This window comes from Mycobacterium paraffinicum (assembly GCF_001907675.1).
GTDB lineage: Bacteria > Actinomycetota > Actinomycetes > Mycobacteriales > Mycobacteriaceae > Mycobacterium > Mycobacterium paraffinicum_A.
The window spans coordinates 33,376-56,447 of sequence record NZ_MPNT01000035.1 but is presented as its reverse complement, the minus strand read 5'-3'; the positions used below and the strand labels follow the sequence as shown (position 1 = coordinate 56,447).

Annotated in this window: 26 protein-coding genes; 5 read left to right on the top strand and 21 right to left on the bottom strand. The window is 70.0% G+C overall.

Annotated elements, in window-relative coordinates; genetic code table 11:
• From BRW65_RS26100 to dprA, 4 genes are all read right to left on the bottom strand, one after another.
• Positions 1-827 (bottom strand): tyrosine recombinase XerC (locus BRW65_RS26100; protein WP_073879612.1); only part of this gene is annotated, 827 nt, incomplete at its 3' end.
• A gap of 33 nt (positions 828-860) precedes the next feature.
• Entirely contained in the window at positions 861-2,024 is a 1,164-nt protein-coding gene (locus tag BRW65_RS26095) for a lactate 2-monooxygenase (RefSeq protein ID WP_073879610.1), read from the bottom strand.
• A gap of 42 nt (positions 2,025-2,066) precedes the next feature.
• Positions 2,067-2,918: a siderophore-interacting protein gene (locus BRW65_RS26090; protein ID WP_073879608.1), complete on the bottom strand. Its 852-nt coding sequence runs from the start codon at positions 2,916-2,918 to the stop codon at positions 2,067-2,069.
• A 32-nt stretch (positions 2,919-2,950) separates the two neighbouring features.
• Positions 2,951-4,117 carry a DNA-processing protein DprA gene (gene dprA, locus BRW65_RS26085; RefSeq protein ID WP_073879606.1) on the bottom strand — a complete coding sequence of 389 codons (1,167 nt, stop codon included), beginning with the start codon at positions 4,115-4,117 and terminating at the stop codon, positions 2,951-2,953.
• Positions 4,118-4,230: 113 nt separating this feature from the next.
• Between dprA and BRW65_RS26080 the strand changes: the two genes are divergently transcribed.
• Positions 4,231-4,506: a DUF4190 domain-containing protein gene (locus BRW65_RS26080; RefSeq protein WP_073879604.1), complete on the top strand. Its 276-nt coding sequence runs from the start codon at positions 4,231-4,233 to the stop codon at positions 4,504-4,506.
• 14 nt (positions 4,507-4,520) lie between these two features.
• On the opposite strand, the gene BRW65_RS26075 is transcribed toward BRW65_RS26080, so the two are convergent.
• The 4 genes from BRW65_RS26075 to BRW65_RS26060 form a co-directional block, all read right to left on the bottom strand.
• Positions 4,521-6,032, bottom strand: a complete 1,512-nt coding sequence (locus BRW65_RS26075) for a YifB family Mg chelatase-like AAA ATPase (RefSeq protein ID WP_073879602.1) — start codon at positions 6,030-6,032, stop codon at positions 4,521-4,523.
• On the bottom strand, positions 6,032-6,409 hold the full coding sequence (locus tag BRW65_RS26070) for a YraN family protein (RefSeq protein WP_073879626.1): 378 nt from the start codon (positions 6,407-6,409) through the stop codon (positions 6,032-6,034). The genes BRW65_RS26075 and BRW65_RS26070 overlap by 1 nt, the downstream gene beginning before the upstream one ends.
• Before the next feature lie 113 nt (positions 6,410-6,522).
• Positions 6,523-7,341, bottom strand: a complete 819-nt coding sequence (gene fdhD / locus BRW65_RS26065; protein WP_073879600.1) for a formate dehydrogenase accessory sulfurtransferase FdhD — start codon at positions 7,339-7,341, stop codon at positions 6,523-6,525.
• A gap of 70 nt (positions 7,342-7,411) precedes the next feature.
• Positions 7,412-8,392 (bottom strand): SDR family oxidoreductase, encoded by a 981-nt coding sequence (locus BRW65_RS26060; RefSeq protein WP_073879598.1) that lies wholly within the window; start codon positions 8,390-8,392, stop codon positions 7,412-7,414.
• Positions 8,393-8,626: 234 nt separating this feature from the next.
• Here BRW65_RS26060 and BRW65_RS26055 point away from each other — a divergent pair, with 234 nt between their 5' ends.
• Positions 8,627-9,394, top strand: a complete 768-nt coding sequence (locus tag BRW65_RS26055; RefSeq protein WP_073879624.1) for a GAF and ANTAR domain-containing protein — start codon at positions 8,627-8,629, stop codon at positions 9,392-9,394.
• Between the two features lie 8 nt (positions 9,395-9,402).
• Here the strand turns inward: BRW65_RS26055 and BRW65_RS26050 are convergent, their stop codons facing one another.
• The 4 genes from BRW65_RS26050 to rplS form a co-directional block, all read right to left on the bottom strand.
• Positions 9,403-9,708 (bottom strand): DUF2469 domain-containing protein, encoded by a 306-nt coding sequence (locus BRW65_RS26050; RefSeq protein WP_007171389.1) that lies wholly within the window; start codon positions 9,706-9,708, stop codon positions 9,403-9,405.
• Positions 9,709-9,712: 4 nt separating this feature from the next.
• Positions 9,713-10,507: a ribonuclease HII gene (locus tag BRW65_RS26045; RefSeq protein WP_244168211.1), complete on the bottom strand. Its 795-nt coding sequence runs from the start codon at positions 10,505-10,507 to the stop codon at positions 9,713-9,715.
• Positions 10,508-10,509: 2 nt separating this feature from the next.
• Entirely contained in the window at positions 10,510-11,400 is an 891-nt protein-coding gene (gene lepB, locus BRW65_RS26040; RefSeq protein ID WP_073879596.1) for a signal peptidase I, read from the bottom strand.
• Positions 11,401-11,469: 69 nt separating this feature from the next.
• A complete protein-coding gene (gene rplS, locus BRW65_RS26035) occupies positions 11,470-11,811 on the bottom strand; it encodes a 50S ribosomal protein L19 (RefSeq protein WP_055403251.1) in 342 nt (113 codons plus the stop codon).
• Between the two features lie 346 nt (positions 11,812-12,157).
• Between rplS and BRW65_RS26030 the strand changes: the two genes are divergently transcribed.
• The gene (locus BRW65_RS26030) at positions 12,158-13,126 is read left to right on the top strand and encodes a hypothetical protein (protein ID WP_073879594.1); all 969 of its coding nucleotides are present in this window, start codon (positions 12,158-12,160) and stop codon (positions 13,124-13,126) included.
• Here BRW65_RS26030 and trmD read toward each other — a convergent pair.
• From trmD to BRW65_RS26005, 5 genes are all read right to left on the bottom strand, one after another.
• Complete coding sequence (gene trmD / locus BRW65_RS26025) at positions 13,123-13,875, bottom strand: tRNA (guanosine(37)-N1)-methyltransferase TrmD (RefSeq protein WP_073879592.1); 753 nt, start codon at positions 13,873-13,875, stop codon at positions 13,123-13,125. The genes BRW65_RS26030 and trmD overlap by 4 nt on opposite strands.
• The gene (rimM, locus tag BRW65_RS26020) at positions 13,872-14,393 is read right to left on the bottom strand and encodes a ribosome maturation factor RimM (RefSeq protein ID WP_073879590.1); all 522 of its coding nucleotides are present in this window, start codon (positions 14,391-14,393) and stop codon (positions 13,872-13,874) included. Before rimM ends, trmD begins: the two co-directional genes overlap by 4 nt.
• A 17-nt stretch (positions 14,394-14,410) precedes the next feature.
• Positions 14,411-14,653 (bottom strand): RNA-binding protein, encoded by a 243-nt coding sequence (locus tag BRW65_RS26015; RefSeq protein ID WP_003878715.1) that lies wholly within the window; start codon positions 14,651-14,653, stop codon positions 14,411-14,413.
• Positions 14,654-14,660: 7 nt separating this feature from the next.
• The gene (rpsP, locus tag BRW65_RS26010; protein ID WP_073879588.1) at positions 14,661-15,167 is read right to left on the bottom strand and encodes a 30S ribosomal protein S16; all 507 of its coding nucleotides are present in this window, start codon (positions 15,165-15,167) and stop codon (positions 14,661-14,663) included.
• A gap of 259 nt (positions 15,168-15,426) precedes the next feature.
• The gene (locus BRW65_RS26005; RefSeq protein ID WP_073879586.1) at positions 15,427-15,846 is read right to left on the bottom strand and encodes a nuclear transport factor 2 family protein; all 420 of its coding nucleotides are present in this window, start codon (positions 15,844-15,846) and stop codon (positions 15,427-15,429) included.
• Positions 15,847-15,905: 59 nt separating this feature from the next.
• On the opposite strand from BRW65_RS26005, the gene BRW65_RS26000 reads away from it, so the two are divergent.
• Entirely contained in the window at positions 15,906-16,781 is an 876-nt protein-coding gene (locus BRW65_RS26000) for a D-alanyl-D-alanine carboxypeptidase family protein (RefSeq protein ID WP_073879584.1), read from the top strand.
• Here BRW65_RS26000 and BRW65_RS25995 read toward each other — a convergent pair.
• The 4 genes from BRW65_RS25995 to ffh all read right to left on the bottom strand — a co-directional run bounded on the left by BRW65_RS25995 (position 16,776) and on the right by ffh (position 22,059).
• Positions 16,776-17,378, bottom strand: coding sequence for a TetR/AcrR family transcriptional regulator (locus BRW65_RS25995; RefSeq protein ID WP_073879582.1), 603 nt, complete (start codon positions 17,376-17,378; stop codon positions 16,776-16,778). The genes BRW65_RS26000 and BRW65_RS25995 overlap by 6 nt on opposite strands.
• Before the next feature lies 1 nt (position 17,379).
• Complete coding sequence (locus BRW65_RS25990) at positions 17,380-19,170, bottom strand: N-acyl-D-amino-acid deacylase family protein (protein ID WP_073879580.1); 1,791 nt, start codon at positions 19,168-19,170, stop codon at positions 17,380-17,382.
• A 183-nt stretch (positions 19,171-19,353) separates the two neighbouring features.
• Positions 19,354-20,457, bottom strand: coding sequence for a metal-dependent hydrolase family protein (locus BRW65_RS25985; RefSeq protein ID WP_208611929.1), 1,104 nt, complete (start codon positions 20,455-20,457; stop codon positions 19,354-19,356).
• A 45-nt stretch (positions 20,458-20,502) separates the two neighbouring features.
• Positions 20,503-22,059, bottom strand: coding sequence for a signal recognition particle protein (ffh, locus tag BRW65_RS25980; RefSeq protein ID WP_073879576.1), 1,557 nt, complete (start codon positions 22,057-22,059; stop codon positions 20,503-20,505).
• A 175-nt stretch (positions 22,060-22,234) separates the two neighbouring features.
• Between ffh and BRW65_RS25975 the strand changes: the two genes are divergently transcribed.
• Positions 22,235-23,029, top strand: a complete 795-nt coding sequence (locus tag BRW65_RS25975) for an alpha/beta hydrolase (RefSeq protein ID WP_073879574.1) — start codon at positions 22,235-22,237, stop codon at positions 23,027-23,029.
• The last annotated feature ends 43 nt before the right edge of the window (positions 23,030-23,072 follow it).

Here is a 23,072-nt window from a genome sequence, read left to right as displayed (position 1 = left end):
GTGGTCGCCAGGCTGGAATGGCCGAGCAGCTCCTGCACCACCCGCAGGTCGGCCCCCCCTTCCAGCAGGTGTGTCGCCGCGCTGTGCCGAAGCCCGTGCGGGCCCATGTCGGGGGCGCCGTCCACCGCGGCGACCGTCTGGTGCACCACGGTGCGGGCCTGACGCACGTCGAGCCGCCGGCCCCGCGCCCCCAGCAGCAGGGCCGGGCCGGACTCGGCGGTCACCAGAGCGGGGCGTCCCTCGTCGAGCCAGGCGCGCAGCGCCTCGGCGGCCGGCATCCCGAACGGCACGGTGCGTTGCTTGTTGCCCTTGCCGAGCACCCGGACCAGCCGATAGCGGGTGTCCACGTCATCGATGTCCAGGCCGCACAGCTCGCTCACCCGGATTCCGGTGGCGTACAGCATCTCGACGATCAGCCGGTCCCGCAAGGCCATCGGATCCCCTTGTTGGGCACCGGATTTCGCGGCGGCCATCGCGTCGAGCGCCTGGTCTTGGCGCAGGACCGCCGGCAGCGTGCGGTGCGCCTTGGGCACCTGCAGCCGCGCCGCGGGGTCCCCGGCCAGCAGCCCGCGCCGCGCGGCCCACGCGGTGAACGCCTTGACCGCCGACGTGCGGCGGGCCAGCGTCGTGCGGGCCGCGCCGGCCGTGGCCCCGGACGCCAACCATGAGCGCAAGAGCGGCAGGCTCAGATCCTTCAGCCCGGCTCCGCGGTCGTCGAGGAAAGTGAACAACGAGCGCAAGTCACCCAGATATGCGCGACGAGTATGCGCGGAACGCAGGCATTGCAGTTCCAGGTACTCGTCGAATTCCTCGAGGATGGCCTCCACGCCTGCCACGTTCGCAGGCCGCCGGGACTCGAATCAGTCGACGCGCCGAAGCGTGTCCGGGGTGAGATCTTTCAGTGTCGGATAGCCGTCGACGGCCATGATCAGGTCCGCTTCGGCCAGCAGCGAACGCAGCACGTGCACGACGCCGTCGACGCCGCCCAGCGCCAGACCGTAGGCATATGGACGACCGACGCCCACCGCGGTCGCGCCCAGCGCCAGCGCCTTGACGATGTCGGCACCGTTGCGGATGCCGGAATCGAACAGCACCGGCAGCCCGTCGGCCGCCTCGACCACCCCCGGCAGGCAGTCCAGCGCGGGCAGGCCGCCGTTGGCCTGGCGTCCGCCGTGGGTCGAGCAGTAGATGCCGTCGACACCACCGTCCTTGGCGCGCCGGGCGTCGTCGGGATGGCAGATGCCCTTGATGATCAGCGGCAACGTGGTCAGCGATCGCAGCCAGGGCAGGTCGTCCCACGTCAACGGATTGCCGAACGTCGTGATCCACTGCAGCACGGCGGCTTGCGGGTCCTCCTCGGGCGGGCGCGGCAGGCCGGCGCGAAAGACCGGGTCGCTGGTGTAGTTGCTCAGGCACAGCCCCCGCAACTGCGGAAAGTTCGCCGTGCTGAGGTCGCGCGGACGCCAGCCGGGAATCCAGGTGTCCAGGGTGACGATGATTGCTTTGTAGCCGGCGGCCTCGGCCCGCCGCACCAGGCTGGCGGCGAGCTCGCGGTTCTTCGGCGTGTACAGCTGGAAAAAGCCGGGGGTGTCGCCGAACTGGGCGGCGACGTCCTCCAGCGGGTCTGCGGTCAGGGTGGAAACGACCATCGGGACGCCGGTGGCCGCCGCGGCGCGCGCGGTGGCCAGGTCGCCGTGGCCGTCTTGAGCGCAGATGCCGATGACGCCGATCGGGGCCATGAACACCGGCGACGGCAGCGTCAGGCCGAACATCTCGACCGACAGGTCACGCTCCGCGGCGCCGACGAACATCCGGGGCATCAAGCCCCAGCGGTCGAACGCCTCGCGATTGGCCCGCTGGGTGCGCTCGTCGCCGGCGCCCCCGGTGACGTAGGACCACACCGACGGCGACATCGCCCGCTCGGCCCGGGCCTCCAGCTCCGCGAACGCCATCGGCAGCGCGGGCGCGACCCCGCCCAGACCCTTGAAGTAGATCTCGTTCTGGTAATCGCCGAAATGCGCCATGGAAGTAGAGGATGCCAGCCGGCGATCGGACCGACGAACCCGCTAGGAGGCGCCGGCCTCGGCCTCGGCCAGTTCCTTCTTCCATTGCCGGAAGGTCTCTTCGGTGCGGCCGCGCCGCCAGTAGCCCGAGATCGACGACGCCCACTTCGCGTCCACACCGCGCTCCTTGCGGATGTAGGGCCGCAGATTGTGCATGACGCTTTGCGCCTCGCCGTGGATGAACACGTGCACCTGCCCGGGCAGCCACGGCGTGGTGGTGACCGCCTCGATCAGCGGGGCGTGGTCGCCGGCGCGGTCCTCGGGGACCAGATCGGCCCGGCCGCCGCGATAAACCCAATGCACCTCGACGCCTTCCGGCGCGGTCAGGGGAATCTCGTCTTCCTGGCCCGCCACCTCGATGAACGCCTTGCCGACGGCGTTGGGCGGCAACGCTTCTAGCGCCGCGGCCATGGCCGGTAGCGCCGACTCGTCACCGGCCAGCAGATGCCAATCGGCGGCCGGATCGGGCGTGTAGGCACCGCCGGGGCCCATCAAGAAGATCCGCTGGCCGGGCCGCGCCGCGGCCGCCCACTGGCCCGCGATCCCATGCTCGCCGTGCGTGACGATGTTCAGCGTGATTTGCCGGGCGGCGCTGTCGACGTGGCGCACGGTCATGGTGCGGACCGACGGCCGCTTCTCGGGGGGCAGGCCGGCGAAGCTGTCGAGGGTCAACGGCTGGGGCAGGTCATCGACATCGACGTCGTCGGCGACGAACGCCAGCTTGACGTAGGAATCGGTGAATTTGCTGGGCACGAAGGCGTCGAAGTCCTTGCTGCCCAGCACGACCGCGACCATGTGCGGTGTGAGCTCCTTGGTATCGACAACCTCGAAGCGCTGCAGAGGTCGACCCGCCACTTGTCCTCCCATCCCCGCCCGGCCCCCGTCGACTATACGAGCCGCGGCGTCGATGCTGCTTGGCCGCTCGCGGCCCGGAGAAGTCGCCACCTGCCCTCCTGACGGCACACCAACCCGGCCAGCTCGAGCATGGCCAGCGGCCCCAATACCCGCTCGGGCGCCAGCCCCGACGCGATCGCGAGCTGCTCGACGGTTGCGGCGCCGCGGCCCGGCAGCGCCTCGTACACCCGGCGTTCGGCGTCGCTCAGCCCGTCGAGCACGGTCGACGGGCGCGGTTCCTCGGCGGCCAGCTCGCCGATGCGGCCGATGAGCTCGACGACGTGGTCGGAGCGGGTGACCAGCTCGGCGCCGTCGCGCAGCAGCGCGTGGCAGCCGGCCGATGCCGACGACGTCACGGGGCCGGGCACCGCGGCCACCACCCGCCCCAGCGCCCGCGCCCACGCGGCGGTGTTCGCCGCGCCGCTGCGCAGCCCCGCCTCGACCACCACCGCGGCCCCGGCGACGGCGGCCACCAGCCGGTTGCGGGTCAGGAACCGGTGGCGGGCGGGTCGGACGCCCGGCGGGTACTCGGTGAAGAGCAGCCCGTGTTGGCCGACGCGATGCAGCAGCGCCGCATGGCCGCTGGGATACGGGATGTCGAGTCCCCCGGCGAGCACCGCCACAGTGACGCCGTCGGCGTTCAGCACCGCCCGATGTGCCGCGCCGTCGATCCCGTACGCACCGCCGGAGACGACGGCCACCTCCCGTTGCGTCAGCCCGACCGCCAAGTCCTCGGCCACCTGCTCGCCATACGCCGTCGCGGCCCGCGTTCCCACCACGGCGGCCGCACGGTAGGCCACCTCGTCGAGCCGGGCCGGACCCTGTGCCCACAGCACCATCGGGGCCGCGCCGCGCGCCTTGCCCGAGGCGCTCCCGAACGCGGCGAATGCCAGCAGCGGCCACTCGTCGTCGTCCGGCGTGATCAACCGTCCCCCGCGATGGGCGAGCAGCTCGAGGTCGGCTGCCGCACAATCGATTTCGCGCCGCGCCTCCGTGTGCCGCGCGAGAACGTCGTCGACCAGACCGCGGCGCACCCGGTCGGCCGCCTCCACCGGGCCGACGGACCGGACCAGGGTGGCCAGCTCGGCGCAGGGCGGCTCGGCCACCCGGGACAGGTATGCCCAGGCACGCAGGACGGGATCGTCGACCGCGGTCAGCATCGGGGCGCTCCGGGTTCCAAGGATTCGCCAAGGATCCGTTGAGGCCCATACGCGAATGTGTTGTCGTCGACCCCCATTCGCCATCGCCCGGCCGGCAACGAAGGGAGTGAACGATGATCGTCTGCCCGCCGACCCAGCTCGCGGTGCCCGCCCGCCCAACAAACCCCTGGGCGATCGCGGCATTCGCGCTGAGCCTGGTCAGCTGGTGCGGCCTGCCCATCCCGATCCTGAGCGGCGTCCTCGCGTTCGTCGCGTTGCGCGACATGGAACAGCGCGGTGAGGGTGGTCGCGCGATGGCGCAGTTCGCCCGGGCGTTCGCCATCCTGGTGACCGTCGCGATAGCGGTTCGCGGCGGGCACAACGACTGGTTGACCAACCCGTACTGGTGATTCGCGGCCGGCCCTCATCGCTGCGCCCCCGGCTGGCGGAAGCTGAGCGCAGCCGCGACCTCCTCGAGCCCCGGCGACACCCCGCCGGCCAGATCGGCCAGGCTCCACGCGACCCGCAAAGTCCGGTCCAGGCCGCGGATGCTGAGCGCCCCCCGATCCAGTGCCCTTTGCAGCGGAGTCATCGCCGCGTTGCCGAGGCGGAACTTCCGGCGCAACAGCGCCCCGCTGACCTCGGCGTTGGTGCGAAATCCGTACGGCGACCAGCGCGCGGCCGCGGCCGCGCGGGCCTGGGTCACCCGCTGCCGAACCTGCGCCGTCGACTCGGCTTCGCCGCCGGAGAACGCGCCCGCGCGCACCGAGTGCATCTGCACCCGCAGGTCAACTCTGTCGAGCAGTGGACCGGACAGCTTGCCGAGGTAGCGGCGCTTGGCGGCGGCGGCACACACGCAGTCCTGCGGCTCGGCGGGCGCGCAGGGGCACAGGTTGGCCGCCAGCACCAGCTGGAACCGGGCCGGATAGCAGGCCACACCGTCGCGTCGGGCAAGGCGAATTTCCCCATCCTCCAACGGGGTTCGAAGGGCTTCCAGCGCGCTGAGGCTGATCTCCGCGCATTCGTCGAGGAAGAGCACCCCGCGATGCGCGCGGCTGACCGCGCCGGGGCGCGCCATGCCCGAGCCGCCGCCGACGAGCGCCGCCACGGTGGAGCTGTGATGCGGCGCCACGAACGGCGGCGTGGTGATCAGCGGCGTCTCACCCGACAGCAGCCCGGCCACCGAATGGATCGCGGTGACCTCAAGTGACTCGCTCTCCGACAGCGGCGGAAGCAGCCCCGGAAGTCGTTGGGCGAGCATGGTTTTGCCTACACCCGGCGGCCCGGTGAGCATGAGGTGGTGCGAACCGGCGGCGGCCACCTCCACCGCGAACCGCGCCTGCGTCTGCCCGACCACATCGGACAGATCGATCGACGGTTCGGGCGGGGTGGACGCGGTGGTGATCCGGTCGTGCAGGGCGGCGGAACCGCTGAGCCATTTCTGCAACTGCCTCAGCGTGCGCACTCCCCAGACGTCGATGCCGTCGACCAGGCTGGCCTCGGCCAGGTTGTCGACCGGGACGACGACGGCCGGCCAGCCGTCGCGCTTGGCGGCCAGCACCGCGGGCAGCACGCCGCGCACCGGGCGCACTCGGCCGTCCAGCGAGAGTTCGCCTAGGAGAACCGTCTTCTCCAGGCGGTCCCACGGGTTTTTGCGCTGCGCCGACAGGACGGCCGCGGCCAGGGCGATGTCGTAGACGGATCCCATTTTGGGCAGCGTCGCCGGTGAAAGCGCGAGCGTTAGCCGCGCCTGCGGCCAGTCGTTGCCGCAGTTGGTGACCGCCGCCCGGACCCGGTCGCGGGATTCCTGCAGGGCGGCGTCCGGCAACCCCACCAGGTGAACGCCCGGCAATCCGGAGCTGATGTCGGCTTCGATCTCCACGATCTGGCCATCCACGCCGCGGACGGCGACCGAGAACGCGCGGCCCAGCGCCATCAGCCGATCCCTTGCAGGTGGGTGATTTCGGGAGTGCGCCGGCGCCCGATCCGCACCCGGATCACGTCGATGCGCAGCGCCGCCCAACGAACGTTCTGGTCCGCCAGCCAGAGCCCGGCCAGGCGGCGCAACCGGCGGACCTTGCGCTCGGTGACCGCGTACGCCAGCCCGCCGTAGCCGTCGCCGGTACGGGTCTTCACCTCGACGAACACCACCGTGCGGGTGGCGTCGTCGCAGGCGACGACGTCGAGTTCGCCGTAGCGGCAACGCCAGTTGCGTTGCAGGACACGTAATCCCGCCCTCGTCAGGTGGTCCACGGCGAGCGCCTCACCCAGCGCGCCGAGCTGGACCCGGGTCATCGTCGTTTCGGTCGTCATGCGGCCACTGTGCGGGCCGGCCCCGACATGGCGGGCCACAGCGGCGCGTGTGAACCGTTCGCAGCGGCCGGTTATCCCCAGTGCCGCGTTCATCCACAACCGGCCGAATACGTCTAGCTGATGCGGTCGGCTCTGGTGTAGATGTTCATCGAGTCCTCGCGCAGGAAGCCGACCAATGTGATCCCCGACTCCTCGGCCAACGACACCGCCAACGACGACGGCGCGGACACGGCGGCCAGCACCGGAATCCCGGCCAGCACGGCTTTCTGCGTCAACTCGAAGGAGGCCCGGCCACTGACCAGCAGTACCGAGCCGGCCAGCGGCACCAGCCGCTGCTCCAGCGCCCAGCCGATGACCTTGTCGACGGCGTTGTGCCTGCCAACATCCTCGCGCACCGCGAGCATGGTCCCGTCGACCCCGAAGAGGGCGGCGGCGTGCAGCCCGCCGGTGCTGTCGAAAACCTTTTGCGCCGAACGGAGTTGGCCGGGCATGGCTTCGAGCGTGGCCGCTCCGAGAGTCGCGGGATCCGCCCCGGGGGCGAAGCGGCCGATCAGCCGCACCGCATCCAGCGACGCCTTGCCGCAGACGCCGCACGAGGAGGTGGTGTAGAAGTTTCTCGTCACGTCGAGGGTGGGCGCCGCGACGCCCGGGGCCAACGTAATGTCCAGGACGTTATAGGTGTTCGTGCCCTCCACGGCACCGCCGCAATAGCGGATGCTCTGCACGTCGTCGCGGCCCGCGATGATCCCCTCGGTGAGCAGAAAGCCTTGCGCCAATTCGAAATCCGCCCCCGGCGTGCGCATGGTCACGGTGACCGCCGCGCCGTTCACCCGGATCTCGAGCGGTTCCTCGACGACCAGGGCGTCGGGCCGGGTGACGGCCTTCCCGGCGGTCAGGTGCGTCACCCGCCGGCGCGCAGTTACGTGTCGCACGAGGCGATCTCACCGTCGGCGGGGATCGCGGCGGAGCGCTGAGATCTCACGCAGCAAAACTACCCCGGCCTCATAGCGCCGAGGCCAGCGCGGTCAGCGTTTCCGCCGAGGAGTGAACCGGCCGCCAGCCGAGCTGGGTGCGCGCCTTGGTGGTGTCCATGACCATCGACGTGCGCGCGGTGTGCAGCCATTCCAGCATGGACGGGACCAGCGGCACCCGCGAGAGCGCCGCCGACGCCGCGGAGGCCGCTACGGCGGGCACCCGGACCGGGCGGCCACCCAGGGCCCTGGCCACGTCGGCCACCGTGACGACGCCGTCACCGGCGATGTTGTACGCCCCGGGGGGCGCCGGCGTGGTGGCCGCCAACGCGATCGCGCTCGCGACGTCGTCGTGGTGCACCAGCTGCAATGGGTATCCCGGATCGGGGACGACCGGCTTGAGTATCGGCACCGCCTTGACCACGGCCCGCATCGGGCCGGGCAGTTGGTTCCACGGCATCGCGTCGGCCAAGGCGGTGGCGTTGGGGCCGGCGACGATGCACGGCCGCAACACGAAGACCTCCAGCGGCGAGTCCTTGGTGATCTCGCCGAGCAGCGCCTCACACGCCGCCTTCTGCTCGGAGTAGTAATGCTCCTCGGACCCTCGCGCCGGCACGTCCTCGGTCAACGGGGCGGGGTTGTCGCGGTGATACCCGTAGGCCGCCACCGACGACGTGTACACCAGCCGCCGGGTCCGCTCGCTGGCGACCGTCGCCTCGAACACGTTGCGGGTGCCCTGCAGGTTGATGCGGGCGCTTTCTTCCCGCGACCCCATGATGATGAACGCCAGGTGGATCACCACGTCGGCCTGCGCCACCAGGGCGTCGACGGCCTCGCGGTCCAGGATGTCGCCCTGCTGGTAGGCGGTCTTCTGCCAGCCGCGCGAAGACGGGTCGAACGGCCGGCGCGCCATCCCGATGATGGCCTCCACGGCCGGTTCGCGCTCCAGCGCCGTCACCGCCGACAGCCCGATCTCGCCGGTCGGCCCGGTCACCGCGACGGTAATTCCCACTCCAAGGCTTTTTCCCCTCGGAGGCCCGCCGAAACCACGGGTGGGAAACGTCACCCGGACCACTGCCGGGCGCTGGCGGATCGTGAAGGCTCACCGCCCGGGCCCTGGGCCGACCGTCCGCGTTCAATTCGTCGCAATCGGGCCGAACAGTGTGTGAGGCGCGCGCGCAGAGCCGATAATCTACGGCGATCGAACGCGGGGTCAGACTGCATGGCGCGGGGAATGGGGCACAACATGGTGGACGAATCGACGGCCGCGGACCGGCCGACGCCGGGCGGGGAGACGGCTGACCCCGGCACGGTGTTCGCCGCGCTGGCCGAGATCATCTACCAGGGCTCGGACGTCAGCCAGATGTATGCGGCCATCTGCGTCGCCGCGACCCTGGTGGTCCGCGGCTGCGACCACGCCAGCCTGTTGGTTCGCGACGGCGACCGCTACGTCACCGTGGGCGCGAGCGACCAGTTGGCGCAGCAGATCGACGAGCTGGAACGGCGGTCCGGCGACGGGCCGTGCATCGACGCGATCGAGGAGGAAACCCCGCAGATCGATCCCGACCTCAGGACACCGTCGCTGTGGCCGCACCTGGCGAAGGTGCTGGTGGCCGAGACCCCGGTGCGCGGGGCGATGGGCTTTCGGCTGCTGGTGGACAAGCGCAAAGGCGCCGCGCTGAATCTGTTCAGCGACACCCCCAACGTCTTCGACGCCGAGTCGGCCGGGCGTGCGGCCGTGCTGGCCGCGTTCGCCAGCGTGGCCATCAACGCGGTCGCCAAGGGCGAGGACGCCAGCAGCCTGCGCCGGGGACTGCTGAGCAACCGGGAGATCGGTAAAGCGGTTGGCATGCTGATGCTGCTCCAAGACTTGACCGAGGAGCAGGCGTTCGACCTGTTGCGCCGCCATTCGCAGGCGCTGAACATGAAGCTGGCCGACGTCGCGCGCGAGGTGATCCAGAAACGCGGTGAGCTGCCGTCCTCGGACGACAAGCAGGCCCCGGAGGGCGGCTAGCTCCCGGGCTATTCGGGCAGCCGCAGCTCGGGCTTTTCCACCTCTTCGATGTTGACGTCCTTGAACGTCACCACCCGCACCTGCTTGACGAACCGCGCCGGCCGGTACATGTCCCACACCCACGCGTCGGACAGCCGCAGTTCGAAATAGACCTCGCCGTCGGCGTTGCGCGGCACCATTTCGACGCTGTTGGCCAGGTAGAACCGCCGCTCGGTTTCCACGACGTAGCTGAACTGTCCGACGATGTCCTTGTATTCGCGGTACAGCGAGAGCTCCATCTCGGTTTCGTACTTTTCGAGATCCTCGGCACTCATCTGTTCAGACGTCCTTCTCGGAGAAACACTTCCCCGGCGTTCCGCCCAGGGAATCCTGGTCCCATCTTTCCTCACCGATACCCGCCGCGCGCGGGCGGAGGTCCGGTCTGCATTCGGCCACCACGCGGCCACCCGACCCTTGTGACCCTATGGCCACCCGCCGCACGTTGATGAACGAATGGCGGTGTTCGGGACAGGGCCCGAGCCGCGTCAGCGCCGCGCTGTGCGCCGGCGTGCTGTAGCCCTTGTGCTCGGCGAAGCCGTAACCCGGATGGTCGGCCTCCATGGCGACCATCAGCCGGTCCCGGCTCACCTTCGCCAGCACGCTGGCCGCGGCGATGCAGGCCGCCACCGCATCGCCCCCGATGACCGGCAGCGACGGCACCGGCAGCCCGGGGACGCGGAATCCGTCGCTGAGCACGTACCCGGGCCGCACCGGTAGGCCGGCAACGGCGCGGCGCATGCCCTCGATGTTCGCGATGTGCACGCCGCGCCGGTCCACTTCGGCCGGCGGGATGAACACCACGTGGTAGGCCAGCGCGTAGCGACGGATCAGCGGGAACAACTTCTCCCGGGCGGCCTCGGTCAGCTTCTTCGAATCATCGAGCGCGGCGAGGCTTTCCAACCGACCCGGACCAAGCACACAGGCGGCCACCACCAGCGGGCCCGCGCACGCGCCGCGACCGACTTCGTCCACGCCCGCGACCGGGCCCAACCCGCTGCGGTACAGCGCGGATTCCAGGGTGCGCAATCCCGACGATTTGCGGATCACCGTCCGCGGCGGCCACGTCGTGGCCATGGCTACTGGTGCTGCTGCGGGTTCACCGAGGACACGCCACCCCAGCGCCCCGGCGGCCACACGATGAACCTCGCCTTGCCGATGACGTTGGACACCGGCACGGTCCCCGACGTCGGATCGCCCGTGCACAACACGCCCTTGAGCGCCTCGGCCGGAACGCTGGTGCAGTGGGCGCGGGAGTCCGCCGAGTGCGTCCGGTTGTCACCCATCACCCACAGCCGCCCCTGGGGCACGTTGACCGGCCCGAACTCGCTACCCAGGCACGGGTACACCGACGGGTCGGCCATCATGGTGGCCGGGTCCAGGTAGGGCTCCTTGAGCGGCTTGCCGTCGACCGTCAACCCGGTGTCGGCGCGGCACTGCACCGTCTGCCCCCCGACCGCGATGACCCGCTTGACGAGGTCGTTCTCGTCGGGAGGCACGAAGCCGATGAAGGACAGCGCGTCCTGTGCCCAGCGCAGCACGGTGTTGTTGGACCGGATCGACTTGTAGCCGAGGTTCCAGGAGGGCGGTCCCTTGAAGACGATGACGTCGCCGGGGCGCGGCGGGTCGAAGCGATAGGTGACTTTGTCGACCATGATCCGGTCGCCGACGCAGCCGGCGCACCCGTGCAGCGTCGGCTCCATCGACTCCGACGGGATCAGGTAGGGCCGCGCCACGAAGGTCAGCATGACGTAATAGAGCGCCACCGCGATCACCGCCAGCAGCGCGAATTCCCGCAGGGCGGATCGCTTGGTGCGCTCCGGCACGTCCTTGTCGGGCGCGTCCGCCGGCTCGGGAATCGATTCGGCAGCCTTCGGCGCCTCGCCTTCGGGCGGGTCCGGGATGCGGGTGGAGACCTTCGGCTCTGACTGGGCGGACTGGGGCTCAGATGAGTCCGTGGGATCGGTCACGAGATCAGAGTAGCCAGCGCAGATTGTGGCGCTGTAAACCGACCGGGACTGCCGCCCGGCCGTCCCGGCTCAGCGCTTTTCCTTGATCTTGGCCTTCTTGCCGCGGAGCTCACGCAGGTAGTACAGCTTGGCGCGGCGGACATCGCCACGGGTCACCACCTCGATGTGGTCGATGTTGGGCGAGTGCACCGGGAAGGTCCGCTCGACGCCGACGCCGTAGCTCTCCTTGCGCACGGTGAACGTCTCGCGGACGCCGCCGCCCTGCCGGCGGATCACCACGCCCTTGAACACCTGGATGCGCTCCTTGGCGCCCTCGATGACCTTGACGTGCACGTTGATGGTGTCGCCCGGGCCGAAAACCGGGATGTCGTCGCGCAGCGACGCTTGGTCGACGAAGTCCAGGCGGTTCATCTTGAGAAGGCACTTCCTTGCGGTCGCGGCCTGCGGGGACAGCCCTCACCTGGGGTGTGAGGCGGTCGCCAAGCCGATGGTTTTGGGCAACTTGCGCGTATCTCGCAGCGGGCGGAAAACGGCCCGGCCGGCCGGCAACCCCTGGAGACAACTGGTCAATTGTGCCAGACAGGGCGCTTGCCACGAAAATCACAGCTCCCGACGCGGTTCGCAGCGAGCCGAACGCGCTGGTAAATGGTACATATGACTGGGGCCAGAACGCGCTACCGGACCTGCGTGACGGCCGGATCAGGTGGCGCGACGCGGCCCGCGCCTGTGCACCGTCCGAGCCAGTCGGAGGAGGGGAATGCGCGTTCGGCCGCTGACTTTGTTCACCGCCACAGCGGCGGTGGCGTTGGTGGTGGCCGCCGGTTGCGAGGCGAAGGTACAGGCCAAGGTCTACAACTTCCCGGTGTACGTCACCCCCGACCGCGGCCTGCGCCAGGCGTCCCCGCAGCGGGCGCAGCTGATGCTCGAGGCGGTCGAGCCCACGCAGCCGGAGCAGCAGCCGCCCAGCGCGCAACCCGTGGGCCTGCAGGCTCGCGCGCAGCAAGCGACCGACGAGGCCGCGGCCGGCGGGGCCGCCCTGTCGGTGGCGATTCTCGATCGAAAGACCCATCAGCTGGTTACCACCGGCAACAGCCAGGTCATCGGCACCGCATCGGTGGCCAAGCTGTTCATCGCCGACGACCTGCTGCTGCACGCATCCGAGGGCAAGGCCGCGCTGAGCGCCGACGACCGCCAGGCGCTGGACATCATGCTGCAGTCCTCCGACGACGGCGCCGCCGAGCGATTCTGGGCCCAGGGCGGCGCGAACGCCATCATCGCCGCGGTCGCGGCCCGCTATGGGCTGGCGTCGACCACGCCGCCCAGCGACGGACGCTGGTGGAACACCATGAGCACTACGACCGACCTGGTCCGCTACTACGAGATGCTGCTCGACGGGTCCGGCGGCCTGCCGCCCGACAAGGCGAAGCTCATCGTCGACGACCTGGCCCAGTCCACGCCGAACGGACTCGACGGGTATCCGCAGCGATTCGGCATCCCGGACGGGTTGTATGCCGAACCGGTGGCGGTCAAGCAGGGCTGGATGTGCTGCATCGGCAGCGACTGGATGCACCTGTCGACCGGCGTGATCGGCGCGGACCGTCGCTACATCATGGTGGTGCAGTCCCTGCAACCCTCCGACGATGCCACCGCCCGCGAGACCATCACCAGGGCGGTCAAGACGATATTTCCCGAAGGTCGGATCGACCCGCTGGGGCGCGGGCTCTAATCGGATTGCCCGGCTCCTCCTCGCTCCACTTCGCGGAGCGCATCGTCGCCGGGCGAATCGGAAGGGTCCAGCAGCTCCGGTCGGCGTTCGCGGGTGCGCTGCAACGAAACCTCGCGCCGCCATGCCTCGACGCGCGCGTGGTCGCCGGATAGCAAGACCTCGGGTACGTCGAGCCCGCGCCAGCTCGGCGGCCGGGTGTAGCTGGGCCCCTCGAGCAGCCGATCCAGGGCCGGGGAATGCGAATCGTGCAGGTGTGAGGCGGGATTGCCGAGCACTCCCTGAAGCAGGCGCACCACGGCCTCGATCATCACGACGGCCGCCGACTCCCCACCCGGCAGGACATAGTCGCCGATCGAGACCTCCTCGACCCGCATCCGTCGGCCGGCATCCTCGATGACCCGCTGGTCGATGCCCTCGTAGCGACCGCACGCGAACACCAGATGCTCCTCGCCGCTCCAGCGCTGGGCGTCGGCCTGGGTGAACAACGCTCCGGCGGGTGTCGGCACAACCAAAACGGTTCGCTCCGAACAGATTTCGTCCAATGCCTCGCCCCACACCGGCGCCTTCATCACCATCCCGGGACCGCCGCCGTAGGGCGCATCGTCGACCGAGCGGTGCACGTCGTGCGTCCACCGACGCAGGTCATGCACCCGCAGGTCGACCAGGCCCGACTGAATCGCCCTGCCCGGCAACGATTGCCGCAGCGGGTCCAGGAAGGCGGGAAAGATGGTGACGACGTCGATCCTCATGCCAGATCCAGCAGGCCCTCGGGCGGATCGATCTCCGCGACTCCGTCGTCGAGTGACACCGAGGTGACGATCGCGCCGACGAACGGCACCAACACTTCCCCGCCGTCGCCCCGGCGGACCGCCAACAGCTCGCCGGCGGCGGTGTGCAGCACCTCGGCGACGACACCGACGTCCTGGCCCGTCACGGTCCGGACGTGCAGCCCCTCGAGCTGGTGGTCGTAGTAGGTGTCCGGCTCGGCGATGGGGGGCAGGTCGTCGGAGTCGACGACGAACAAGGTGCCGCGCAGCGCGTCGGCGGAGTCGCGATCGGTCACCCCGGCCAATCGCAATAGCAGCCGCCCGCCGTGTTCACGCACACTCTCGACGACGAAGTCGCGTTCCCCACCGCCGCGGGAAGCCCTGCCGCGCAACGTTTTACCGGGAGCGAAGCGGGCGTCGGGGTCGTCGGTGCGGATCTCGACGACGACCTCGCCGCCGATCCCGTGCGCCTTCGCGACGCGTCCGACCGTCAACTCCAACGGAGTTCCATGAGCGGCTACTGGTCGGTGTCCACCACGTCGACGCGGATGCCGCGGCCACCGATACCGGCGACCAGCGTGCGCAGGGCGGTCGCGGTGCGACCGCCGCGACCGATCACCTTGCCGAGGTCGTCGGGATGGACGTGGACCTCGACGGTTCGGCCGCGGCGACTGGTCACCATGTCCACCCGGACATCGTCGGGGTTGTCGACAATCCCCCGCACCAGGTGCTCCACCGCGTCAACGACGACCGTGCTCATCGCCGCGTCAGCTCTCGGTGCCCGGCTCGGCCTGCTCGCCGCCCTCGGCGGCCGTCTCGGCCGGCGCGGCTTCAGCGGGAGCCTCAGCGGCGGCCTCCGGCGCGGCGGCCTTGGCGGCCTTCTTCGCCGGCGCCTTCTTCTTCGGCTTCGCGGCCTCGGTGGTCGGGCCGCCCTCGGCCTCCGCCAGCGCGGCGTTGAACAGCTCCAGCTTGCTCGGCTTGGGCGGGGCGACCTTCAAGCGGCCCTCGGCGCCCGGCAGGCCCTTGAACTTCTGCCAGTCGCCGGTGATCTTCAGCAGCTTGAGGACGGGCTCGGTGGGCTGGGCGCCCACGGACAGCCAGTACTGGGCGCGCTCGGAGTTGATCTCGATGAGGCTCGGGTCTTCCTTGGGGTGGTAGCGACCGATGACCTCGATGGAGCGACCGTCGCGCCGCGTCCGCGCGTCGGCGACGGCGATGCGGTACTGGGGATTGCGGATCTTGCCAAGCCGGGTGAGCTTGATCTTCACAGCCATGGTTAAGCGAATTCTCCTGTGTGTGTCACGCTGCAATTCAGCGATCGGGGCGGGATGCCAGGATCCGGTTTTGCCTCGCGTGTCTGACCACGAAGCGATGCGTGATCGCTCGGCGGACAGCCGCCTATTGTGCCAGAACGGGTCGCCGTGTCAGAAATCGCGGCGATCGCGAGCGCGGCGGGGCCGGGCGCTGCGGGTCGCCGCCATCGTGGTGGCCGGGGCGTGCCGAACAGCCCTGGCGGCAATCTCGGCGCAAGCCCTACATGACCTTCTGGAAGACCTTCGTCTCCACCCGGCGCGTCATCCGCCAACCCTCCGGCGTGCGGACGAATTCGTCGTCGTACCAGAGCCCACAGAACAACACCTGATCGTTGTCGCCGCCGAGCACCATCGGGTTGAAGCAGATAACCCGCGACGACGCCTTGTCGCCATCGATACGCACCGAGAAGTTGCCCAGCATGTGCGCGTACACCGGAAAGTTCGGCAGCACCTCCGACAGCCACTTCTTGACCTCGGGGTAGTGGCCCTCGATGCCACCGAGCGCGGTGTAGTCGATGTACGCGTCGTCGGTGAACACCTTGTCGAGATCGTCGAATCGGCGCTGGTCAATGGCGGTGGAGTAGTCCACCAGCAGCTGCTGGATCTCTAAGCGGTCGGAAATCTCGGCCAGGCTCAACATGCATCGGACAGTAGACGAAAATCGGCGCCGAAAAGGCCCGGAAGTTAGACTTTCGGCCCATGCGTAAGGTCATGGCCGCAGCCGCGGCCCTGCTCACGGTCGGTGCGTGCGGGGCCACCGTCCCAGCGTCCTGGGCCGACAGCACGCAGCCGGTCGGCTCGATGCCGATCCCGGACGGCCCGGCGCAGACCTGGATCGTCGCCGACCTGGACAGCGGCCAGGTGCTGGCCGCCCGCGACCAGAACGTGGCCCACCCGCCGGCGAGCACCATCAAGGTGCTGCTGGCGCTGGTGACCCTGGACCAGGTGAGCCTGGACTCCACAGTGGTCGCCGATACCGCCGACACGCAGGTGGAGTGCAATTGTGTCGGCGTCAAACCGGGCCGGCTCTACACCGCGCGCCAGCTGCTGGACGGCCTGCTGCTGGTCTCGGGCAACGACGCGGCCAACACGCTGGCGCACATGCTGGGCGGACCCGACGCCACGGTCGCCAAGATGAACGCCAAGGCGGCCGCCCTGGGCGCGACGAACACCCATGCCGCGACGCCGTCCGGTCTCGACGGGCCCGGCGGGTCCGGGGCCTCGACGGCGCACGACCTGGCCGTCATCTTCCGCGCCGCGATGGCCAATCCGGTGTTCGCCCAGATCACCGCCGAGCCGTCGGCGATGTTCCCCGGCGATCACGGGGATCAACCGATCGTCAACCAGGACGAGCTGTTGCAGCGCTATCCCGGCGCGATCGGCGGCAAGACCGGGTTCACCGACGCCGCGCGCAAGACCTTCGTCGGCGCGGCTGCACGCGGTGGCCGGCGGCTGGTCATCGCGATGATGTACGGCCTGGTCAAGGCCGGCGGGCCGACCTACTGGGACCAGGCCGCGACGCTGTTCGACTGGGGTTTCGCGCTCAACCCGCAGTCCAGCGTCGGCTCGCTATAGGCCCGCGTCCGGCGCCGCCGCGGACAGCAGCGTCATCAGCATGGGGATCCGTTGCTCCGCGATCTGCGGCTGCGGCAGCACCCCCTCCACCACCGCGGCCCCGTCGAACACGTTGGTCAGCACCGCCACCAGGACGGGGAACGTCTCCTCGGGGAAGCTCTCGGCGCCGGGCAGGGTGCGGGCGGCCTCGAGAATCTTGCTGGAGTATTGCCGCAGCTCGTTTTGCAAAGTGGCCCTGAGCTTTTCGTCGGTGCGCGCGGCGACCAGCAGTTCGTAGAGCACCGCGTTGCTGGGGGCGGCGGTGACGTCGCGCAGGATCGCCAGGGCGGCTTCGAGCGCCGGCCGATCGGGCGGGATCTCGGCGACCCGCTTGGTGAACGTCTCGAGCTGACGACGCAACACCTCGGAGGCCGTGGCCGCCATGAAGTCGCCCATCGTCCCGAAGTGCCGGAACAGGGCCCCCACGGACACGCCCGCGCGCTTGGTGATCACGGCGGCCGACGCCCGGGCGTACCCGACCTCGATGATGGTGTCGATGCAGGCGTCCAGGAGTCGGCCCACGGTCTCCTCGCGACGCTGCTGCTGAGTTCTGGCCATGTCAGGCCCCGATTTTCACGGCGCTCTGGCCGCGGTGCCGCTGGCCCGCGCGCAGGTAGCGGCCGGACTTCACCGTCTGGCCGTAGCCCTCGCGGAACCGGCCCGCGCGGAAGACCACGGCGCCGCCCACGCCGGTCGCGACGACGGCGTCGTCGTTGCGGTTGACCATGCGCCGCAGGCCGCCGTAGAAGGGCACCTCCTCCTCGTAGTAACCCTCGACCGCCTCGTTGAGGCCGGCCGGGTCGATCACCACGAAGTCCGCGCGGTCGCCCTGGCGCAGCGTGCCGGCGTCGATGCCGAACCACTCCCCCAGTTCGCCGGTCAGGCGATGCACCGCGTGCTCGGTCGACATGAATGGCGCGCCGGCCCGGTAGGCGTCCCGGGCACGCTTGAGCAGCTTCAGCGGGAAGTTGTAGAAGGCCATGTTGCGCAGGTGCGCACCGGCATCGGAGAAGCCCATGTGCACGCTGCCCTCCTTGGCGAGCGCGTTGAGCAGCTTGGGCCGATGGTTGGCGACGATCGTCGTCCAGCGGACGTTGCGTTCACCGTTCTCGACGAGCACGTCGAGGAACGCGTCGAGCGGGTGCAATTCGCGCTCGTCGGCGATGGCGCCGAAGCTCTTGCCTATCAACGACTTGTCGGGGCATTCGACGATGACGGCGTCGTGGAAGTCGCGGTGCCACAGCGACGGTCCGAGTTTGACGCGGTCGAACTCGCGCCGGAACTGGCGGCGGTATTCCTTGTCGGCCAGCAACTCGTTGCGCTGCAACTGATCCCGTAGGTGCAAGGCGGCGGTTCCGGCGCCGAACTCCTCGAAGACCGGCAGGTCGATCCCGTCGGAGTACAACTCGAACGGCACCGGCAGATGCTGGAACCGCACGCTGGCGCCCAGGAGCTTGTTGAGCAGGCGGGCCCCCGGTCCGAAGACGTACACCGACAGCGGCATCGACTTGGCGTCGGCGGAAACCAGCATGCTCATGCGAACGCCCTTGCCCCGGTTGAAGATCCGGCTGCTGGCCACGAAGAAGAGCATCCCGGTCGCCGGCTTCGCCACGTTGGGCGCGCTCTGCAGGATGCGGCCGCGCTTGCGCAGCACCTTGATCAGCCGGCGCCGTTCGCGCCACGTCGCGAAGGTGGACGGCAGCGCCCGCGACCGGAAGCGTTCACCGTCGAGTTTGTCGATGGCCGCGTCCATCCCCGACATGCCGAGCACCCCGGCGTCCAGCGCCTCGTCGAGCAGGCTCGCCATCCGCTCCACTTCGGCGTCGGTGGGCCGGACGGCGGCGTCGGTGGCCCGGTCGAGGCCCATCACCGCCGCCCGCAGGTCCGAATGGCCAAGCAGTGAGCCGACATTCGGCCCGAGTGGCAGGGCGTCGATCGCCTTGATGTATTCCGCCGCGCCGGACCAGGTCTTGTTTTGCAAAGCGCCGTAAACGTATTCGCGGGGGACGGCCTCCACGCGGCTGAACAGGTCGGCGGCGTCCTCGGAGTTGGCGTAGACAGTGGACAGCGAGCAGTTCCCGAGCAGCACGGTGGTGACACCGTGGCGCACGGACTCGCGCAGGCCCGGGTCCAGCAACACCTCGGCGTCGTAGTGGGTGTGCACGTCGACGAAGCCGGGCACCACCCACTTGCCGGCCGCGTCGATCACCTCGGGGCAACCCGTCTCGTCCAGCGGGCGGTCCGACACCGTCGCCACCACGCCGTCCCGGATGCCCAGCGTGCGGGTCTGCGGCGCACCGCCGGTGCCGTCGAACCACAGCCCGTCGCGAATGATCACGTCGTACGCCATTTTTTGCCTCCACTCGTCGCGGTGGAACCGAACGTAACATAGATAGCAAGTACTCGCAATCTTTTCTTGGAATCGGTGTAGCGCGTCCTGACCAGGGCCGAAGGGAATGTCGACGGGTCGGAAACCGGCACACCCGGTAGCACGCCGCCCGCGGGATTGGCCGCCGCCGGGGGGATCCCGCGGCTACGTCGACGGGCGAAACACCTTGCCGCGCAATATCACCAGGTCCGGGCGGCGCAGCACCGCCGGGCCCGAGCGCGGATCGTCCGAAAAGCACACCAGGTCCGCGGACGCGCCGTGCTCGAGGCCGGGGCGGCCCAGCCAGCGGCGGGCGTCCCAGCACGCCGCGCCCAACGCCTCGCCCCCGCTCATCCCGATGCCCTTGAGCGCCTCGACCTCGTCGGCGATGCGCCCGGGCGCGACCATGGTGCCCGCGTCACTGCCGGCGTAGATCGGCACACCGGCCTCGCGGGCCGCGGCGAGCCGCCCCGGGCCGCGGGCATGCAGGTCACGCATGTGGGCGGCGTAGGTCGGGTACTTCGTGGCCGCGGCGTCGGCGATGCCGGGGAAATTCTCGACGATGTTGACCAGCGTGGGGACCAGGACGGTGCCGCGCTCGACCATCAGCTCGATGGTGTCGTCGGTGAGGCCGGTGCCGTGCTCGATGCAGTCGATGCCGGCGTTGATCAGGCCGGGCAGCGCGTCCTCGCTGAAGACGTGCGCGGTGACGCGGGCGCCGTGGGCGTGCGCGGTCTCGATCGCGGCCTTGAGCACGTCGTCGGACCACAGCGGGGCGAGGTCGCCGACGCTGCGGTCGATCCAGTCGCCGACCAGCTTGATCCAGCCGTCCCCGCGCCGCGCCTCCTGCGCGACCGCCTCGGGCAGCTGCCACTCGTCTTCCAGCTCGCGCGAGAAGCCCGCCGCGTAGCGCTTCGGCCGGGCGAGGTGTTTTCCGGCCCGGATGATGCGGGGCAGGTCGTCGTGGTCGTCCAGGCTGCGGGTGTCGGTGGGCGAGCCGCAGTCTCGCAACAGCAGCGCACCCACGTCGCGTTCGGTCTCGGCTTGGGCGATCGCGTCGTCGAGCGGTATCTCCCCGCGCCCACCCAGGCCGACGTGACAGTGGGCGTCGACCAGGCCGGGCAGAATCCAGCCGCCGTCAAAGACGGTGTCGGCGCCGGCGACCGGTTCGACGCTGGTGCGGCCGTCGACGATCCACAGCTCGATCGGGGTCTCGTCGGGCAGCCCGACACCTCGCACGTGCAGGCGCACGGCGCGGCTAGTTCCGATGGTGACGACCCGCGTCGCCCGGCTTCGCCGCGCTCGCGATCGTCACTAGTTCTTGCCCGGGAACTTGAGCTTGGACAGGTCGAAGTCGGCCAGCCCGGGCGGCAGCTCGTTGAGGCCCTCGGGCATGTGCGACAGGTCGGGGAACCCCGCCGGCATGCCCGGCATCCCGGCGCCGAGTGGGTTGCGGACCTTGGGCGGCGTGGGGCCGCGTCCGCCCTTCTTGCCCTTCTTGCCCTTCGCGCCCTTGGCCTTTCGGGTCGCCGACTTGCGGCCCATGCCGGGGATCCCCATCCCGCCGAGCATCGACGACATCATCTTGCGGGCCTCGAAGAAGCGGTCGACCAGCTGGTTGACGTCGGACACCGAGACGCCGGACCCGTTGGCGATGCGCAGCCGCCGCGAGGCGTTGATGATCTTCGGGTCGGCCCGCTCCTCGGGCGTCATGCCGCGGATGATGGCCTGCAGGCGGTCGAGTTGCTTGTCGTCGACCTGGGCCAGCGCGTCCTTCATCTGCCCGGCCCCGGGCAGCATGCCCAGCAGGTTGCCGATCGGGCCCATCTTGCGGATCGCGAGCATCTGCTCCAGGAAGTCCTCGAGCGTCAGCTCGCCGGTGCCGATCTTGGCGGCGGCGGCCTCGGCCTGCTCGGCGTCGAAGACCTGCTCGGCCTGTTCGATCAGGCTCAGCACGTCGCCCATGCCCAGGATGCGGCCGGCCATCCGGTCCGGGTGGAAGACGTCGAAGTCCTCCAGCTTCTCGCCGGTGGAGGCGAAAAGGATTGGGACGCCGGTCACCTCGCGGACCGACAACGCCGCGCCACCGCGGGCGTCACCGTCGAGTTTGGTCAGCACGACGCCGGTGAAGCCGACGCCCTCGCGGAAGGCCTCCGCGGTGGTGACGGCGTCCTGCCCGATCATCGCGTCGAGCACGAACAAGACCTCGTCGGGGTTGACGGCGTCGCGGATGGCCGCGGCCTGGGCCATCAGCTCCTCGTCGATGCCCAGCCGTCCCGCGGTGTCGACGATGACGACGTCGTGGTGCTTGGCCAGGGCTTCGGCGAGACCGGCGGCCGCCACCGCGACCGGGTCGCCGGGCCCCGATTCGGGGGACTCGCCGGGGTGGGGAGCGAACACCGGGACGCCGGCGCGCTCGCCGACGACTTGCAGCTGGTTGACCGCGGCCGGCCGCTGCAGGTCGCAGGCCACCAACAGCGGGGTGTGTCCCTGGCCGCGCAGCCAGGCGGCCAGCTTGCCGGCCAGCGAGGTCTTACCGGAACCCTGCAGACCGGCGAGCATCACCACGGTCGGCGGCGTCTTGGCGAACGCGAGTTGGCGCGTCTCGCCGCCCAGGATGCCGATGAGCTCTTCGTTGACGATCTTGACGACCTGCTGCGCCGGGTTGAGCGCACCGGATACCTCGGCGCCCCTGGCGCGCTCCTTGATCCGGGTGACGAACGCCCGGACCACGGGCAACGACACGTCGGCTTCCAGCAGCGCCAGCCGGATCTCGCGGGTGGTGGCCTCGATGTCGGCGTCGGTCAGTCGACCCTTGCCGCGTAGCCCCTGAAGTGCACCGGTCAACCGGTCGGACAGCGATTCAAACACCCCGCCAGCCTAGTGGAGCCCGGCGCGGCCGGCCCGACGCCGCCCGTCGACCGCGACACTGCAACTACGCACACGACACGCCGGTGAGGGTGTGCGTAGTTTCAGTCTCGCCGAAACGACGAGCGGGTTTGAATGGTCGAGCGAACCAAAACGCGGCCGAACGAGGTGAAAACCCATGCTCGAGGTGATCGACAGAGGGTCCTGCACCCCCGCCCATCCGGTGCCGCTGCTCTTCGTGCACGGCGGCTGGCACGGCGCATGGTGCTGGGAGCACTTCCTCGATTTCTTCGCCGACGCGGGCTACCGCGCGGCCGCGATGAGCCTGCGCGGGCACGGCGGCAGCCCGACGGCGAAGCCGCTGCACAAGGTCTCCATCGCCGACTACATCGAGGACCTCCGCTCGGTGGCCGACGAACTGGGCGGCGGGCCGGTACTGATCGGCCATTCGCTGGGCGGCTTCGTCATCCAGCGCTACCTCGAACAGCGCAGCGCTCCGGCGGCGGTGCTGGTGGGCTCCGTGCCGCCGCAGGGGGTACTCACCATGGCGCTGCGGGTCTGGCGCCGCCGCCCGTCGATGACCATGGAAGCGTGGAGCGACCCCACGCTGCTGAAATTCCTTGCCACCCCGGCGCTGGCCCGCGAGTACTTGTTCTGCGCCGACACGCCCGAGGCCATCGTCGAGTCCTGCAGGCAACGCGCCGGGGCCGAGAGCGTCCGCGCCGCCATGACCGATCCGGTGCTCCGCCGCGTCCGAACCCGGCGGGTGAGGGCCCCGATCCTGGTCCTGGGCGCCGAGTACGACGGGTTCGTCAGCGTCGGCGAGGTACGCGCCACGGCGCGCGCCTACCGGACCGAGCCGCATTTCTTCCCGATGGGGCACAACATGATGCTCGAGCCGGGCTGGGCTGACGTCGCCGAACACATCCGCGGGTGGCTGGAGGCGCGCGACCTGGCGAGCCACGCGCGGTAACCCCGCTCGAGTCGTTACTGCGCCGAAAAGCGTTGGCGTGCTA

What these genes read in the sequence shown, in the direction of transcription:
- BRW65_RS26015 (WP_003878715.1), bottom strand. Translation starts at nt 14,653, where the DNA reads ATGAGCACGGTCGTCGTTGACGCGGTGGAGCACCTGGTGCGGGGGATT.
- BRW65_RS25995 (WP_073879582.1), bottom strand. Translation starts at nt 17,378, where the DNA reads ATGGCCAGAACTCAGCAGCAGCGTCGCGAGGAGACCGTGGGCCGACTC.
- BRW65_RS25975 (WP_073879574.1), top strand. Translation starts at nt 22,235, where the DNA reads ATGCTCGAGGTGATCGACAGAGGGTCCTGCACCCCCGCCCATCCGGTG.
- BRW65_RS26070 (WP_073879626.1), bottom strand. Translation starts at nt 6,409, where the DNA reads ATGACGACCGAAACGACGATGACCCGGGTCCAGCTCGGCGCGCTGGGT.
- trmD (WP_073879592.1), bottom strand. Translation starts at nt 13,875, where the DNA reads ATGAGGATCGACGTCGTCACCATCTTTCCCGCCTTCCTGGACCCGCTG.
- BRW65_RS26050 (WP_007171389.1), bottom strand. Translation starts at nt 9,708, where the DNA reads ATGAGTGCCGAGGATCTCGAAAAGTACGAAACCGAGATGGAGCTCTCG.
- BRW65_RS26080 (WP_073879604.1), top strand. Translation starts at nt 4,231, where the DNA reads ATGATCGTCTGCCCGCCGACCCAGCTCGCGGTGCCCGCCCGCCCAACA.
- BRW65_RS26045 (WP_244168211.1), bottom strand. Translation starts at nt 10,507, where the DNA reads ATGGCCACGACGTGGCCGCCGCGGACGGTGATCCGCAAATCGTCGGGA.
- BRW65_RS26055 (WP_073879624.1), top strand. Translation starts at nt 8,627, where the DNA reads ATGGTGGACGAATCGACGGCCGCGGACCGGCCGACGCCGGGCGGGGAG.
- BRW65_RS26000 (WP_073879584.1), top strand. Translation starts at nt 15,906, where the DNA reads ATGCGTAAGGTCATGGCCGCAGCCGCGGCCCTGCTCACGGTCGGTGCG.
- BRW65_RS25990 (WP_073879580.1), bottom strand. Translation starts at nt 19,170, where the DNA reads ATGGCGTACGACGTGATCATTCGCGACGGGCTGTGGTTCGACGGCACC.
- rpsP (WP_073879588.1), bottom strand. Translation starts at nt 15,167, where the DNA reads ATGGCTGTGAAGATCAAGCTCACCCGGCTTGGCAAGATCCGCAATCCC.
- BRW65_RS26075 (WP_073879602.1), bottom strand. Translation starts at nt 6,032, where the DNA reads ATGGCGCTGGGCCGCGCGTTCTCGGTCGCCGTCCGCGGCGTGGATGGC.
- BRW65_RS26095 (WP_073879610.1), bottom strand. Translation starts at nt 2,024, where the DNA reads ATGGCGCATTTCGGCGATTACCAGAACGAGATCTACTTCAAGGGTCTG.
- BRW65_RS26005 (WP_073879586.1), bottom strand. Translation starts at nt 15,846, where the DNA reads ATGTTGAGCCTGGCCGAGATTTCCGACCGCTTAGAGATCCAGCAGCTG.
- rplS (WP_055403251.1), bottom strand. Translation starts at nt 11,811, where the DNA reads ATGAACCGCCTGGACTTCGTCGACCAAGCGTCGCTGCGCGACGACATC.
- dprA (WP_073879606.1), bottom strand. Translation starts at nt 4,117, where the DNA reads ATGCTGACCGCGGTCGACGATCCCGTCCTGCGTGCCTGGGCATACCTG.
- BRW65_RS26030 (WP_073879594.1), top strand. Translation starts at nt 12,158, where the DNA reads ATGCGCGTTCGGCCGCTGACTTTGTTCACCGCCACAGCGGCGGTGGCG.